The organism is Bradyrhizobium sp. CCGUVB23, assembly GCF_024199885.1.
Taxonomy (GTDB): domain Bacteria; phylum Pseudomonadota; class Alphaproteobacteria; order Rhizobiales; family Xanthobacteraceae; genus Bradyrhizobium.
In genome coordinates this window covers 8198958-8213347 of record NZ_JANADQ010000001.1, presented here as the reverse complement: position 1 = coordinate 8213347, position 14390 = coordinate 8198958, and the positions used below count along the sequence as shown (strand labels likewise).

At 64.9% G+C, this 14390-nt stretch carries 13 protein-coding genes; all 13 read right to left on the bottom strand.

The window, feature by feature from the left end:
* Nucleotides 1–79: 79 nt before the first annotated feature.
* From NLN62_RS38260 to nuoE, 13 genes are read right to left on the bottom strand one after another with little or no spacing between them, the layout of a single operon-like run.
* Complete coding sequence (locus NLN62_RS38260; RefSeq protein ID WP_254112171.1) at nucleotides 80–1750, bottom strand: ribonuclease J; 1671 nt, start codon at nucleotides 1748–1750, stop codon at nucleotides 80–82.
* Nucleotides 1750–2556 carry a biotin--[acetyl-CoA-carboxylase] ligase gene (locus NLN62_RS38255; RefSeq protein WP_254112170.1) on the bottom strand — a complete coding sequence of 269 codons (807 nt, stop codon included), beginning with the start codon at nucleotides 2554–2556 and terminating at the stop codon, nucleotides 1750–1752. The genes NLN62_RS38260 and NLN62_RS38255 overlap by 1 nt, the downstream gene beginning before the upstream one ends.
* Nucleotides 2557–2558: 2 nt before the next feature.
* Nucleotides 2559–3995 (bottom strand): NADH-quinone oxidoreductase subunit NuoN, encoded by a 1437-nt coding sequence (nuoN, locus tag NLN62_RS38250; RefSeq protein ID WP_027523807.1) that lies wholly within the window; start codon nucleotides 3993–3995, stop codon nucleotides 2559–2561.
* Between the two features lie 22 nt (nucleotides 3996–4017).
* Nucleotides 4018–5526, bottom strand: a complete 1509-nt coding sequence (locus NLN62_RS38245) for an NADH-quinone oxidoreductase subunit M (protein WP_027523806.1) — start codon at nucleotides 5524–5526, stop codon at nucleotides 4018–4020.
* On the bottom strand, nucleotides 5527–7605 hold the full coding sequence (gene nuoL / locus NLN62_RS38240) for an NADH-quinone oxidoreductase subunit L (protein WP_027523805.1): 2079 nt from the start codon (nucleotides 7603–7605) through the stop codon (nucleotides 5527–5529).
* A gap of 7 nt (nucleotides 7606–7612) precedes the next feature.
* Entirely contained in the window at nucleotides 7613–7921 is a 309-nt protein-coding gene (gene nuoK, locus NLN62_RS38235) for an NADH-quinone oxidoreductase subunit NuoK (protein ID WP_027523804.1), read from the bottom strand.
* Nucleotides 7918–8556, bottom strand: a complete 639-nt coding sequence (locus NLN62_RS38230; protein WP_027523803.1) for an NADH-quinone oxidoreductase subunit J — start codon at nucleotides 8554–8556, stop codon at nucleotides 7918–7920. Before NLN62_RS38230 ends, nuoK begins: the two co-directional genes overlap by 4 nt.
* A 9-nt stretch (nucleotides 8557–8565) precedes the next feature.
* Nucleotides 8566–9054, bottom strand: a complete 489-nt coding sequence (gene nuoI, locus NLN62_RS38225) for an NADH-quinone oxidoreductase subunit NuoI (protein ID WP_026232873.1) — start codon at nucleotides 9052–9054, stop codon at nucleotides 8566–8568.
* A 14-nt stretch (nucleotides 9055–9068) separates the two neighbouring features.
* Entirely contained in the window at nucleotides 9069–10136 is a 1068-nt protein-coding gene (nuoH, locus tag NLN62_RS38220) for an NADH-quinone oxidoreductase subunit NuoH (protein WP_254112169.1), read from the bottom strand.
* 10 nt (nucleotides 10137–10146) lie between these two features.
* On the bottom strand, nucleotides 10147–12222 hold the full coding sequence (gene nuoG / locus NLN62_RS38215; protein ID WP_254112168.1) for an NADH-quinone oxidoreductase subunit NuoG: 2076 nt from the start codon (nucleotides 12220–12222) through the stop codon (nucleotides 10147–10149).
* A 5-nt stretch (nucleotides 12223–12227) separates the two neighbouring features.
* Nucleotides 12228–13553, bottom strand: a complete 1326-nt coding sequence (gene nuoF / locus NLN62_RS38210; protein WP_254112167.1) for an NADH-quinone oxidoreductase subunit NuoF — start codon at nucleotides 13551–13553, stop codon at nucleotides 12228–12230.
* 15 nt (nucleotides 13554–13568) lie between these two features.
* Nucleotides 13569–13772: a hypothetical protein gene (locus tag NLN62_RS38205; protein ID WP_254112166.1), complete on the bottom strand. Its 204-nt coding sequence runs from the start codon at nucleotides 13770–13772 to the stop codon at nucleotides 13569–13571.
* Nucleotides 13772–14383, bottom strand: a complete 612-nt coding sequence (nuoE, locus tag NLN62_RS38200) for an NADH-quinone oxidoreductase subunit NuoE (protein ID WP_027523798.1) — start codon at nucleotides 14381–14383, stop codon at nucleotides 13772–13774. The genes NLN62_RS38205 and nuoE overlap by 1 nt, the downstream gene beginning before the upstream one ends.
* Nucleotides 14384–14390 lie beyond the last annotated feature (7 nt).

The window sequence follows — 14390 nt, the reverse complement described above, 5'->3', positions numbered from 1 at the left end:
TTAGAGCATGATCCGGACCCGAAGGGCCGCGTTAGCGCAAAGTGTGACGCGGTTTTGCGAAGGGATCTGCTCAAAAAATTCAGACTGTCAGTACATGTACCAGACAGGGGGGCTTTTTGCCCCAATGTTCATTGATCACGGCCCGGACCGCCCGTCGCACCGACTCGCCCAATGCGTCCGGGTCGCGGCGGCGCGGCTTTGGCAGGCCTTCGATCGTCGAGACCACGGCGTCGAAGACCAGGTCGTCGAATAGCTCGCCCGCCTTGTTCTTCTCGGGGATGCCGACGAGATCGACCTCGGGTTCGTCGGCAAGCTCGCCCTGCGCGGTCATGGCGATGGCGACGAAAGCACAACCGGAGAAAGCCATCCGCCGCCGCTCGACCACCGCGCGCGACTTGGAATCCTCCAGGATCGTACCGTCCTTGTAGAGGCGGCCCGAAGGCACCTCGCCGACGATGCCGGGGTCGCCCGGGCCGAGCTTGACCAGATCGCCGTTGCGGCAAACCAGCACCCGCGGCACGCCGGCGGCGCGCGCGAGCTTGGCGTGCTCGTGGAGATGCAGGGCCTCGCCATGGACGGGGATCAGGAGCTGCGGCCTGGTCCAGGCGATCATGTCGCGCAATTCGTCGCGGCGGGGATGGCCGGAGACGTGGACCAGGTGGTCGCGGTCGGTGATGACCTCGACGCCCTGGAGGACCAGATTATTGATGATCGAGCCGACCGCCTTCTCGTTGCCGGGAATGGTGCGCGAGGAGAAGATCACGCAGTCGCCACGGTTCAGCGTGATCTCGGGATGGTCATCATTGGCTATGCGCGCCAGAGCCGCGCGCGGCTCGCCCTGGCTGCCGGTGCACAGCGCCAGCACCTTGTTCTGCGGAAGATGGCCATAGACCTCGGGCGAGCGGAAGTTCTGGACGCCCTCGAGATAGCCGGTCTCGCGCGCGACCTGCACGACGCGGTCCATGGCGCGGCCGACCACGACGACCTCGCGGTCGGCGGCGCGAGCCGCCTCCGCCACCGCCTTGATGCGCGCGACGTTTGAAGCAAAGGTCGTCACCGCGACGCGGCCCTTGGCTTCCTTGACGAGCTCGATGATGGTCCTGGCGACTTCGGCTTCCGAGGGCGAGCGGCCCTCGCGCACCGCGTTGGTGGAATCGCCGATCAGGGCAAGCACGCCCTCCTCACCCAGCTGGCGCAGCCGCCGCTCGTCGGTGGGACGGCCGATGATCGGGGTCGGATCGATCTTCCAGTCGCCGGTGTGCAGCACCGTGCCGGCCTCGGTGTGGATCGCCAGCGCATGAGATTCCGGAATCGAATGCGCGACCGGGATGAACTCGACGTTGAACGGGCCGATGTCGACGCGACCGCCGGAGGGGATCACGGTGACCGGGATCCTTGGCGGATTGCGCTCGGCCGCGCATTTGGCCTCGAACAGCGCTGCGCTGAACTGCGTCGCGTAGATCGGACATTGCAGCTTCGGCCATAGATCGATGATCGCGCCGAAATGGTCCTCGTGGGCATGGGTCAGCACCAGACCCATCAGGTTCTTGCGTTCCTTCTCCAGGAAGCTGATGTCGGGCATGATCAGATCGATGCCCGGCAGGTGCTCCTCGTCGCCGAAGGAGACGCCGAGATCGATCGCGAGCCAGGCACGCTGGTGGCGGTTACCGAGGCCGTAGATCGACAGGTTCATACCGATCTCGCCGACGCCGCCGAGCGGGGCAAACACCAGTTCGTCGGGCCTTGCCATCATGCCGCTCCCATGGATGCGGCCGCGCCGAAGAACACCTCGCCGGCGGCCACCGGCACGCGCCGGCCGTCGGCGGTGCGGACGATCAGGCAGCCGGTCTCGTCGATGGTGTCGAAGATGCCCTCGAGCGTCGCTTTCCCGGTCTGGATCGCGACCTTCTCACCGAGGCCGGCGGCGCGCTCCAGCCAGAGGCGGCGGATCTCCGCAAAGCCGCGACCAGCGTCCCAGATGCCCCGGAATTCAACCCAGGCGTCCGACAGGGCGGCGAACAGCTCTTCCGCGCTGATATGGATCCCGAGGGCGGCCAGCGATACCGCAGGCGTCGGCATGCCTTCGGGGGCCGCGACGACGTTGGTGCCAATGCCGACCACGATGGCAAGGCGGTTGTCGATGGCCTCGGCTTCGAGGCCGATGCCGACGAGCTTCTTGCCGCCGGCAAGCACGTCGTTCGGCCATTTCAGGGTGTATCGGGGCCGGTCGGGACCCAGGCGAAGCGCGGCCTCGACGCTGACCCGCTCCAGCGCCGCCTCCTCCGCCAGCCCCGCCGCAAAGCCGAGCGTGGCGGCAACGGCCGGCGCGACGTCCATCACCTCGAGGATGCTACAGGCGAGATTGCCCCGCGGCGCGATCCAGGCGCGCTGGCGGCGGCCACGCCCCGCGGTCTGCTCTGAGGTCGCGAACCAGATCGGGCCGCGCTCGCCTTGGCGAGCGCGCTCAAGGGCTTCCGTATTGGTCGAGCCGATCTGGTCGAAGGCTGCGAGGCGGTAGCCCGCGTTGAGAGCGCGATGACCGAGCGCGAAGCCCATCCCTAGAACAGCGACTTTGCTGCTGCGCTGGCGACACTCACGACGGGTCCCGCAAACAGCGCAAACAGGATGGTGAACAGGCCTGCCACCGCCAGCACGGCCCTCACCTCGATGCGTACCGGATCGATCTGCCCGGCAGGCTCGTCGAAGTACATCGTCTTGACGATGGCGAGATAGTAGTAGGCGCCCACCACGCTCGTCAGCACGCCGATGACGGCGAGCGTGAACAGGTTGGCCTTGATCGCTGCGACAAACACGTACCACTTGGCGAAGAAGCCGGCGAGCGGCGGAACGCCCGCGAGTGAGAACAGCAGCATCGCAAAGAAGAAGGCGAGCAGCGGGTTGGTGCGCGAGAGGCCGGCGAAATCGCTGATCTGCTCGACCGCCTGGCCGTTGCGCTTCATGGCGAGAATGACGGCGAAGGAGCCGAGCGTCATCGCAATGTAAATCACGAGGTACATCAGCACACCCTGCGCGCCCTCGACCGTGCCCGAGGCAAGGCCGACCAGCGCAAAGCCCATATGGCCAATCGAAGAATAGGCCATCAGGCGCTTGATGTTGGTCTGGCCGATCGCGGCAAAGGAGCCAAGCGCCATCGAGGCGATCGCCACGAACACCAGGATCTGCTGCCATTGCGAGACGATGCCGGGGAACGCCGTCAGCGTCGCGCGCGTGAAGACGGCCATGGCCGCCACCTTCGGCGCCGACGCGAAGAAAGCGGTCACTGGCGTCGGCGCGCCCTCATAGACGTCGGGCGTCCACATGTGGAACGGCACCGCCGAGACTTTGAAGCACAGGCCGGCGAGCAGGAAGACGAGACCGAAGACCAGGCCGACGCTGGCGGTCGTCGCAGATGCCGCGATGCCGGTAAAGCTGACCGTGCCGGTGAAACCGTAGATCAGCGAGGCGCCGTAGAGCAGCATGCCGGACGACAGGGCGCCGAGCACGAAGTACTTCAGGCCGGCTTCGTTGGACTTTGCGTTGTCCCGGTTCGAGGCCGCCACGACGTAGAGCGCCAGCGACATCAGCTCGAGGCCGAGATAGAGCGAGATCAGGTCGCCGGCCGAGATCAGCACCATCATGCCGAGGGTGGAGAGCAGGACGAGGATCGAATATTCGAAGATGCGGCGCGACGGATCGGACAGGAACTCCGTCGACAGGATCAGCGTCACCGCCGAGCCGATCAGCGCCAGGATCTTCAGGAAGCGCGCGAAGTCGTCGACGATGAAGCTGCCGCCGAAGGTCACCTGCTTGCCCGCTGGCACCAGCAACACCAATATGCCGGTCACGATCAGGAGGAGGATCGCGAGCGTAGTGACCGCCTTCGTGGTCCCCTGCCCGCGATACGCACCCAGCATCAGAAGCGCCATGCTGCCGACCGCGAGCACAAGCTCGGGCACGACCGGCGCCAGTTGATAACCTGCAGTCTCAAAGCTCATGGCGATATCCTGACCTGCCCGCTCACTGGAGCAGAGCGGCGGCCTTCACGGCCGTCACCGCGGTGTTGTAATTGTTGACGAGTTGCTGGACCGAGGCGGCCGACATGTCGAGCACCGGCTTCGGATAGACGCCGAACAGGATCGTCAGCGCGATCAGTGGAAACAGCGTCAGGCACTCCCGGAAGGTGAGGTCCTTGATGGTCGTCAGCGACGGCTTCACCAGCGCCCCGAACACGACCTTGCGGTAGAGCCAGAGCGCATAGCATGCCGACAGGATCACGCCTGTCGTGGCGAAGAACGCGGTCGGGAGCGAGACCTTGAAGGTGCCGAGCAGCGTCATGAACTCGCCGACGAAACCGCTGGTGCCGGGCAGACCGACATTGGCCATGGTGAAGACCATGAAGGTCAGCGCGTAGAGCGGCATCCGGTTGACGAGGCCACCATAGGCCGCGATCTCGCGGGTGTGCATGCGGTCGTAGACGATGCCGACGCAGAGGAACAGCGCGCCGGAGACGATGCCGTGCGAGATCATCTGGAACACGCCGCCTGCGACGCCCTGCATGGTGCCGGCGAAGATGCCCATGGTGACGAAGCCCATATGCGCGACCGAGGAGTACGCGATCAGCTTCTTCATGTCCTCCTGCATCATCGCCACCAGCGAGGTGTAGATGATGGCGATGGTCGAGAGCGTGAAGATCAGCGGCGCGAAGTCATGCGAGGCCAGCGGGAACATCGGCAGCGAGAAGCGCAGGAAGCCGTAGCCGCCCATCTTCAGGAGGATCGCGGCCAGGATCACCGAGCCCGCGGTCGGCGCCTCCACGTGCGCGTCCGGCAGCCAGGTGTGCACCGGCCACATCGGCATCTTCACCGCGAAGGAGGCGAAGAAGGCCAGCCACGCCCAGGTCTGCAAGCTGCGCGGCACCGCGGTATGCATCAGGGTCGGGATGTCGGTCGTGTTGCCGTTCCAGTACAGCGCCATGATGGCGAGCAGCATCAGCACTGAGCCGAGGAACGTGTAGAGGAAGAACTTGAACGAGGCATAGACCCGGCGCGGACCGCCCCAGACGCCGATGATCAGGAACATCGGGATCAGGCCGCCCTCGAAGAACAAGTAGAACAGCACGAGATCGAGCGCCGAGAAGGTGCCGATCATCAGCGTTTCCAGGATCAGGAACGCCATCATGTACTCGCGCACCCGGTTCTGGATCGCCTTCCAGCTCGCGATGATGCAGAGCGGCATCAGGGCGGTGGTCAGGATCACGAAGGGCAGCGAGATGCCGTCCACACCCATGTGATAGGTGATGCCGGCGGCGAGCCAATTGGCCTTCTCGACGAACTGGAAGTCGGCGATCGAGGGATCGAAGCGGGCGACCAGGAGCAGCGAGACCGCGAAGGTGATCAGCGTGGTCCACAGCGCGATCCAGCGCGAGTTGCGCTTGGCCGCTTCATCCTCGCCGCGGACGAGGTAGACGAGCAGCGCGCCGACCAGCGGCAGGAAGGTGGTGACGGAGAGGATGGGCCAGGTTGTCATTTACTGGCCTCCAAAGCCGAACATGAACCAGGTGATCAGGCCGGCGACACCGATCAGCATCGCGAATGCGTAGTGATAGAGATAGCCGGTCTGGATCTTCACGACATTGCGGGTGACGTCGAGGACGCGCGCGGAGACGCCGTCCGGGCCGAAGCCGTCGATGATGAAGCCATCGCCCTTCTTCCAGAGCTGGTAGCCGATCCACTTCGCCGGACGAACGAAGATGGTGTCGTAGAGCTCGTCGAAGTACCACTTGTTGAGCAGGAACTGGTACAGCATCGGCTGGGTGTTCGCGAGCTCGACCGGCAGATAGGTCCAGCGGATGTAGAACAGGTAGGACACCACGAAGCCGCCCACCATCATCACGAAGGGCAGCCATCCCAGCAGGGGCGGCATGTGCTCCATGTCCTCGAGGATATGCGGATTCATCTTCACGGATTCGCGGAAGAACTCTTCCACGCCGTGAGGTCCGGTGAATATCTCCTTGAACGGGAAGCCCGAAAGGATCGAGCCGGCTGCTAGGACACCGATCGGGACCAGCATCCACATCGGGCTCTCATGCGCCGCCTCGTAGTGCTTCTCGTCGTGCGGCTCGCCGAAGAAGGTCTTGAAGATCAGGCGCCAGGAATAAAAAGAGGTCAGGGCCGCGGCTGCGACCGTCAGGAGATAGGCATAGGTCGCGAACGGGTTGTGCGAGGCATAGGCGGACTCGATGATCGCATCCTTCGAGAAGTAGCCCGCGAACAGCGGGAAGCCGGTCAGCGCCAGCGTGCCGACGGTCATCACCGCGAACGTATACGGGATCTTCCGCCACAGGCCGCCCATGTTGCGGATGTCCTGCTCGTGGTGCATCGCGTAGATCACCGAGCCGGAGCCCAAGAACAACAGCGCCTTGAAGAAGGCGTGGGTGAACAGGTGGAACATGCCGACCGAATAGGCCCCCGCGCCCATCGCCACGAACATGTAGCCGAGCTGCGAACAGGTCGAGTAAGCGACGATGCGCTTGATGTCGTTCTGAACGAGGCCGATGGTCGCGGCGAAGAACGCCGTCGTCGCGCCGAAGAACATCACGACGGCCTGCGCGTTCGGCGCCAGCTCGAACAGCGGCGACAGCCGCGCCACCATGAAGACGCCCGCCGTCACCATGGTCGCTGCGTGGATCAGCGCCGACACCGGGGTCGGGCCTTCCATCGCGTCCGGCAACCAGGTGTGCAGCAGGAACTGCGCCGACTTGCCCATCGCGCCCATGAACAGCAGCACGCAGGCAAACGTCAGGGCGTCGGCGTGCCAGCCGAAGAAGTTGATGGTCTTGCCGGTGAGGCCGGGCGCCGCATGGAAGATGGTCTCGAAATCGGTCGAGCCGACCAGCGCGAACACCGCAAAGATGCCGAGCGCAAAGCCGAAGTCGCCGACGCGGTTGACGACGAAGGCCTTGATCGCCGCCGCGTTTGCCGACGGCTTCTGGTACCAGAAGCCGATCAGCAGGTAGCTGGCGAGGCCCACGCCTTCCCAGCCGAAGAACAGCTGCACGAGGTTGTCGGCCGTCACCAGCATCAGCATGGCGAAGGTAAACAGCGAGAGATAGCCGAAGAAGCGCGGACGGTACGGATCCTCGTCCATGTAGCCGATGGAATAGAGGTGCACGAGCGAGGACACGGTGTTGACCACCACCAGCATGACGGCGGTGAGCGTGTCGACCCGCAGCGCCCAGTAGACCTGGAGGTCGCCGGAGAGAATCCAGGGCAGCAGCGGAATCCGCGCGTCGTGGTGCATGAAGCCGACGTCGACCAGCGTGAACCAGGACAGGGCCGCCGAGACGAACAGCAGCCCGGTCGTGATCAGCTCGGCCGCACGCGAGCCCTGAGCCGGCGGCTCGGAAACGTGGTGGTCGTCGTGGCCGTGATCGTCGTGGGCGTGGTCATCGTGGGCGGCCGCAGCATGGGCGTCGCCATGACCGTGATCGTCACCGTGATGCTCGACCGTATCGCCACTGGGGTTGCGGGCATGCGCGCCGAAAATGGCGATCAGGCCGGCGAGAATGGCGCCCAGCAGAGGCAGAAAGACAATTGCCTGGACCATAGCTGGGTTAACCCTTCATCAGATTGACGTCCTCAACCGCGATCGAACCGCGGTTGCGGAAATAGACCACCAGGATGGCGAGACCGATCGCGGCTTCGGCAGCTGCGACCGTCAGCACCAGCAGCGCGAAGACCTGGCCGACGATGTCGCCGAGGAAGGTCGAGAACGCCACGAAGTTGATGTTGACCGAGAGCAGGATCAGCTCGATCGACATCAGGATGACGATGATGTTCTTGCGGTTCAGGAAGATGCCGAGGATGCCGAGCGTGAACAGGATCGCGCCGACGGCAAGATAGTGTCCGAGCCCGATCGTCATTTCACCCACTCCGCCGCATCGGCATCCTGGAGCCCCTGCCCCGGCGCCACCTTGCGCAGCGCCATCGCCATGTCGGGCGTGCGCGCGTTCTGAACGTTGATGTCCTGCCGCTTGACGCTGGCCTTGTGGCGCAGGGTCAGCACGATGGCACCGATCATCGCGACCAGCAGCACCATGCCGGCGAGCTGGAAGTAATGGATGTACTTCGTATAGAGCACGAGCCCGAGCGCCTCGGTGTTGGAGACGTTGGTCGGGATCGCCGCCGTGATCGTCTTGGACACGGTCGGGTTGATCACCCAGGCGCCGACGACCAGCAACAGCTCGAACATGAAGATGCCGCCGATCACGAGGCCAACCGGCAGGTACTCGATGAAGCCCTCGCGCAGCTCGAGGAAATCGACGTCGAGCATCATGATCACGAACAGGAACAGCACCGCGACCGCGCCGACATAGACGACGATCAGGATCATCGCCAGGAACTCGGCGCCCATCAGCACGAACAGGCCGGAGGCGTTGACGAAGGCCAGGATCAGGTACAGCACGGAGTGCACGGGATTGCGCGAGACAATCACCATCACCGCCGAGGCGACGCAGATGCCGGCGAACAGATAGAAGAACAGCGCGGGAAGGATCATGCCCTCACCTCACCGGTACGGCGCGTCGAGCTCGATCGCTTTCGCGATCTCGCGTTCCCAGCGATCGCCATTGGCGAGCAGCTTGGCCTTGTCATAGAACAGTTCCTCGCGGGTCTCGGTCGCGAACTCGAAGTTCGGGCCTTCGACGATGGCGTCGACCGGGCAGGCCTCCTGGCAGAGGCCGCAATAGATGCACTTCACCATGTCGATGTCGTAGCGCACGGTGCGGCGGGTGCCGTCGTTGCGGCGCGGACCGGCCTCGATGGTGATGGCCTGCGCAGGGCATACCGCCTCGCACAGCTTGCAGGCGATGCAGCGCTCTTCGCCGTTCGGATAGCGGCGCAGCGCGTGCTCGCCGCGGAAGCGTGGCGAGATCGGGCCCTTCTCGAAGGGGTAGTTCAGCGTCGGCTTCGGCTGGAAGAAGTAGCGCATGGCGAGGAAGAACGCCGAGACGAATTCCGACAGCAGCAGCGAGCGCGCGGTGGCGTTGATGTTGATACCCATGGCGGACCTCACTTCGGCGCGATGCCGGCGAAATGCAGCACGCCGGCCACCACGATCACCATCGCGAGCGACAGCGGCAGGAACACCTTCCAGCCGAGACGCATCAGTTGATCGTAGCGGTAGCGCGGCACGATCGCCTTTGCCATCGCGAACAGGAAGAACATGAAGAACAGTTTGAGCGAGAACCAGATGATCCCCGGCACCCAGTTGAACGGCGGCAGATCGACCGGCGGCAGCCAGCCGCCCAGGAACAAAATGGTCGCCATCGCGCACATCGTGACGATCGCGACATACTCACCGAGCATGAACAGCAGGTACGGCGTCGAGCCGTACTCGACCATGAAGCCGGCGACGAGCTCGGACTCGGCCTCGACGAGGTCGAACGGCGGGCGGTTGGTTTCCGCCAGTGCCGAGACGTAGAACACCACGAACATCGGGAACAGCGGCCACACATACCAGTTCAGGATGGTGAGCTGCGGCAGGCCGATCAGGCTCGCAAAGCCGTGCAGCTTCTGCGCCTCGACCACGGCCGAGAGGTTCAGCGTGCCGGCGCAGAGCAGAACGGTGATGATGACGAAGCCGATCGAGACCTCGTAGGACACCATCTGCGCCGCCGATCGCAGCGCAGCCAGGAACGGATATTTCGAGTTCGACGACCAGCCGGCCATGATGATGCCGTAGATCGACAGCGACGAGATCGCGAAGATGTAGAGGATGCCGACGTTGATGTCGGAGATCACCCAGCCGAGGTTGGTCGGGATCACCGCCCAGGCCGCGAGCGCGAGCACGCACGATACCAAGGGAGCAAGGAGAAAGACGCCCTTGTTGGCGCCGGCCGGGATGATCGGCTCCTTCAGCACGAACTTCAGGAGGTCGGCGAAGGACTGGAACAGGCCCCAGGGGCCGACCACGTTCGGGCCGCGGCGGATCTGCACCGCCGCCCAGATCTTGCGGTCGGCGAGCAGGATGTAGGCGATCGCGACCAGCAGGACGACGAGCACCAACACGCTCTCCGCGACCATGATGATCAGCGGCCAGAGGAACCCGGTCCAGAATGCGCTTTCGAAGAATGCCATCAGATCACGCTTACTCCGCTGCGGTCAGCATCTGCCCGGAGGCAAGCCGCGAGCATTCCGCCATCACGGCAGACGCACGCGCAATTGGGTTGGTCAGGTAAAAGTCCTCGATCAGGGCCTTGAACGGCGCCTTCTCCGGCGTGCCGCCCTTGCCCGCGAGCGCCTTGACCTGGTCGGCACTGCCCGTCTCGATCTGGTCCAGACGGATCAGATGCGGCACCGCCTTGAAGATCGCCTGGCGCAGGGCTGCGAGCGAGTCATAGCCAAGCTTCTTGCCGAGCGCTTCTGACAGCGCGCGGACGATCGCCCAGTCCTCGCGGGCCTCGCCCGGCGGGAACGCGGCGCGTCCCGTCATCTGCGCGCGGCCCTCGGTGTTGACGTAGATCGCCGACTTCTCGGTGTAGGCCGCCGCCGGCAGGATCACGTCGGCGCGATGCGCGCCACGGTCGCCATGGGTGCCGATATAGACCACGAAGGTGCCGTCCGGCGCCTTGATCTCGTCGGCGCCGAGCAGGAACAACAGGTCCAGCGTGCCGAAGGTCGTCATCTGCGCGGCGTTCAGGCCGCCAGCGCCCGCCGAGAAACCGATATCCAGCGCGCCGACGCGCGACGCCGTCTCATGCAGCACGCCAAAGCCGTTCCAGCCGTCCTTCACCGCGCCGACATCGAACGCGATCTTGGCCGCCTGCGCGAGGATCGCCGCGCCGTCGTGACGCGAGGTCGCACCCGCGCCGACCAGGATGACCGGATGCTTGGCGTTCTTCAGGACGTCGGCGAAGGAGTGCTTGCCGGCTGCGAGGTCGGCGAGCGTCTCTGTACCGGCACCGAGATGATCGTAGTCGTAGGTCAGATCGGCCTTGGCGCCGATCAAGCCGATCTTGAAGCCGCCCCCGCGCCAGCGCTTGCGGATGCGGGCGTTGAACACGGCCGCCTCCTTGCGCGGATTGGCGCCGATGATCAGGAGCGCGTCGGCCTGCTCGATGCCGACCAGCGTCGGATTGAAGATGTACGAGCCGCGGCCGAGCGCGGGATCGAAGCCATCGCCGCCCTGCACCGCCAGATTGGCCGAGCCGAACTTGGCGAGCAGATCCTTCAGCGCGAACATCTCCTCGACGCCGGCGAGATCGCCTGCGATCGCACCGATGCGCTTGCCGTCGGTGCGGCCCGCCTTGGCGGCAATCGCGGCGAAGGCTTCGGTCCACGAAGCCGCACGCAGCTTGCCGGCCTCGCGGATATAGGGCCGGTCGAGCCGCTGGGTCCGCAGGCCATCGACGACGTGACGGGTCTTGTCGGAAATCCACTCCTCGTTCACGGCCTCGTTGACGCGCGGCAGGATGCGCATCACCTCGCGGCCACGGGTGTCGACGCGGATCGCCGATCCGATGCCGTCCGTCACGTCGACCGACTGCGTCTTGCCGAGCTCCCACGGCCGCGCCGCGAAGGCGTATGGCTTCGAGGTCAGCGCGCCGACCGGGCAGATGTCGACGAGATTGCCCTGAAGCTCGGACGTCAGTGCGTGCTCGAGATAGGTCGTGATCTCCATGTCCTCGCCGCGGCCCGTGGCGCCCATCTCGGGGGCCCCGGCAACTTCCGCCGAGAAGCGGACGCAGCGCGTGCACTGGATGCAGCGGTTCATTGATGTCTTGACCAGCGCACCGAGATATTTGTCCTCGACGGCGCGCTTGTTCTCGGCGAAGCGGCTGGTGTCGACACCATAGCCCATCGCCTGGTCCTGGAGGTCGCACTCGCCGCCCTGGTCGCAGATCGGGCAGTCCAGCGGATGGTTGATGAGAAGGAACTCCATCACGCCTTCGCGCGCCTTCTTCACCATCGGCGAACGCGTGGAGATCTCCGGCGGCTCGCCCTTGGGACCCGGACGGCAATCGCGCACGCCCCAGGCGCAGCTCGCGACCGGCTTCGGGCCGCCCTTCACCTCGACGAGGCACATCCGGCAGTTGCCGGCGATCGACAGCCGCTCGTGATAGCAGAAGCGCGGAATCTCGGCGCCCGCAGCCTCGCACGCCTGGAGCAGCGTGTACTCCGGCGGGACATCGATCTCTTTGCCGTCGATGATGAGCTTTGTCATTCTTCCTACTCCGCCGCGACCATGTTCACGGGATCGCGGACGCCGGCATCGTCGATGTCGGCCTTGTGCGAATACTGGTCGATGCGCGCTTCGATCTCATGACGGAAATGCGCGATCAGGCCCTGGATCGGCCAGGCGGCTGCGTCGCCGAGCGCGCAGATGGTGTGGCCTTCGACCTGCTTGGTGACTTCCAGCAGCATGTCGATCTCGCGCTTGTGGGCGCGGCCCTCGGCCATGCGGGTCAAGACGCGCCACATCCACCCCGTGCCCTCGCGGCACGGCGTGCACTGGCCGCAGCTCTCATGCTTGTAGAAATAGGAGATGCGGGCGATCGCGCGGATCAAGTCGGTCGACTTGTCCATCACGATCACGGCCGCGGTGCCGAGACCCGAACGCAGCTTGCTTAAGGAGTCGAAATCCATCGGCGAGTCGATGATCTGCTCAGCCGGCACCATGCGAACCGACGAGCCGCCAGGAATCACGGCCTTCAGATTGTCCCAGCCGCCGCGGATGCCGCCGCAATGCTTCTCGATCAGCTCACGGAACGGAATCCCCATGGCCTCTTCGACGTTGCAGGGCCGCTCGACATGGCCGGAAATGCAAAAGAGCTTGGTGCCGACATTGTTGGGACGACCGATGCCAGCGAACCACGCCGCACCGCGCCGCAGAATGTCTGGCGCCACCGCGATCGACTCGACGTTGTTGACCGTGGTCGGGCAGCCGAACAGGCCGACATTCGCCGGGAACGGCGGCTTCAGCCGCGGCTGGCCCTTCTTGCCTTCCAGGCTCTCGAGCAGCGCGGTCTCTTCGCCGCAGATATAGGCACCGGCGCCGTGGGCGACGTAGAGGTCGAACGGCCAGCCGTTGACGTTGTCCTTGCCGATCAGCTTGGCGTCATAGGCCTGGTCGATCGCGGCTTGCAGGTGCTCGCGCTCGCGAATGAACTCGCCACGGACATAGATGTAGCAGGCATGCGCGTTCATCGCGAAGCTCGCGATCAGGCAGCCCTCGATCAGGAGATGCGGATCGTGCCGCATGATCTCGCGATCCTTGCAAGTGCCGGGCTCGGACTCGTCGGCGTTGACGACGAGATAGCTCGGCCGGCCGTCGGTCGATTCCTTCGGCATGAACGACCATTTCAGGCCCGTCGGGAAGCCGGCGCCGCCGCGGCCGCGCAGGCCCGATGCCTTCATCTCGTTGATGATCCAGTCGCGGCCCTTGTCGATGATGGCCTTCGTGCCATCCCAGGCGCCGCGGCGCCGCGCGCCCTCGAGCCCCCAATCATGGAGGCCGTAGAGGTTCTTGAAGATGCGGTCCTTGTCCTCGAGCATTTCAGTGCTTTCCGATCAACGGTTGGCTTGCTTGTAGGCAAGCCAGGCGGCGCAGACAGCGAAGGTCAGCGCCCAGAGCAGACTGGTTTCCAGCGACGCGTTCAGGGTGAAGCGCTGCAGCAGGAAGATGAAGGCGGCCGCGACAGCGGCATGCATCGCGATGCCCCACTTCTTCACGGCGCCGCTCCTCTCCGCTGCCGGTGACGCTAGATCACGCATCAGGTGGTCTCCTTCAGCGTGGTCGGTCCGGTGATGGGGGCCGAGAACTGACGGCCGTTCTGCGGGCCGGGCTTGGGCGGATTGCCCGAGGCAAAGCCGTCGAGCACCTTACCGAAGCTGTCCTTGGTCAGATCCTCATAGGTGTCCTTGCCGATCAGGACCATCGGCGCGTTCACGCAGGCGCCCAGGCACTCGACCTCTTCCCAACTGAAATTGCCGTCCTTGGAAAGGTGGAAGGGCTCGTGATGGATCCGGCTCTCGCAGACGTGGATCAGGTCTTCGGCGCCGCGCAGCCGGCACGGCGTGGTGCCGCAGACCTGGACGTGGGCCTTCTTGCCGACGGGCGCGAGCTGGAACATCGTGTAGAAGGTCGCAACTTCCAGCACGCGGATGTAGGGCATGTCGAGCATGTCGGCGATCACGCGGATTGCGGCTTCCGACACCCAGCCGTCGTTCTGCTCCTGCGCGCGCCACAAAATCGCAATCACGGCGGAGGCCTGGCGACCGGCCGGATACTTCGCGATCTGCTGCTTCGCGAACGCGAGGTTCTCCTCCGTGAACGCAAAGCTCGCGGGCTGGACTTCCTTGGGCGCTAGGCGGCGAACGGACATCTCTTCA

What these genes read in the sequence shown, in the direction of transcription:
- NLN62_RS38260 (WP_254112171.1), bottom strand. Translation starts at nt 1,750, where the DNA reads ATGGCAAGGCCCGACGAACTGGTGTTTGCCCCGCTCGGCGGCGTCGGC.
- NLN62_RS38255 (WP_254112170.1), bottom strand. Translation starts at nt 2,556, where the DNA reads ATGGGCTTCGCGCTCGGTCATCGCGCTCTCAACGCGGGCTACCGCCTC.
- nuoN (WP_027523807.1), bottom strand. Translation starts at nt 3,995, where the DNA reads ATGAGCTTTGAGACTGCAGGTTATCAACTGGCGCCGGTCGTGCCCGAG.
- NLN62_RS38245 (WP_027523806.1), bottom strand. Translation starts at nt 5,526, where the DNA reads ATGACAACCTGGCCCATCCTCTCCGTCACCACCTTCCTGCCGCTGGTC.
- nuoL (WP_027523805.1), bottom strand. Translation starts at nt 7,605, where the DNA reads ATGGTCCAGGCAATTGTCTTTCTGCCTCTGCTGGGCGCCATTCTCGCC.
- nuoK (WP_027523804.1), bottom strand. Translation starts at nt 7,921, where the DNA reads ATGACGATCGGGCTCGGACACTATCTTGCCGTCGGCGCGATCCTGTTC.
- NLN62_RS38230 (WP_027523803.1), bottom strand. Translation starts at nt 8,556, where the DNA reads ATGATCCTTCCCGCGCTGTTCTTCTATCTGTTCGCCGGCATCTGCGTC.
- nuoH (WP_254112169.1), bottom strand. Translation starts at nt 10,136, where the DNA reads ATGGCATTCTTCGAAAGCGCATTCTGGACCGGGTTCCTCTGGCCGCTG.
- nuoG (WP_254112168.1), bottom strand. Translation starts at nt 12,222, where the DNA reads ATGACAAAGCTCATCATCGACGGCAAAGAGATCGATGTCCCGCCGGAG.
- nuoF (WP_254112167.1), bottom strand. Translation starts at nt 13,553, where the DNA reads ATGCTCGAGGACAAGGACCGCATCTTCAAGAACCTCTACGGCCTCCAT.
- NLN62_RS38205 (WP_254112166.1), bottom strand. Translation starts at nt 13,772, where the DNA reads ATGCGTGATCTAGCGTCACCGGCAGCGGAGAGGAGCGGCGCCGTGAAG.
- nuoE (WP_027523798.1), bottom strand. Translation starts at nt 14,383, where the DNA reads ATGTCCGTTCGCCGCCTAGCGCCCAAGGAAGTCCAGCCCGCGAGCTTT.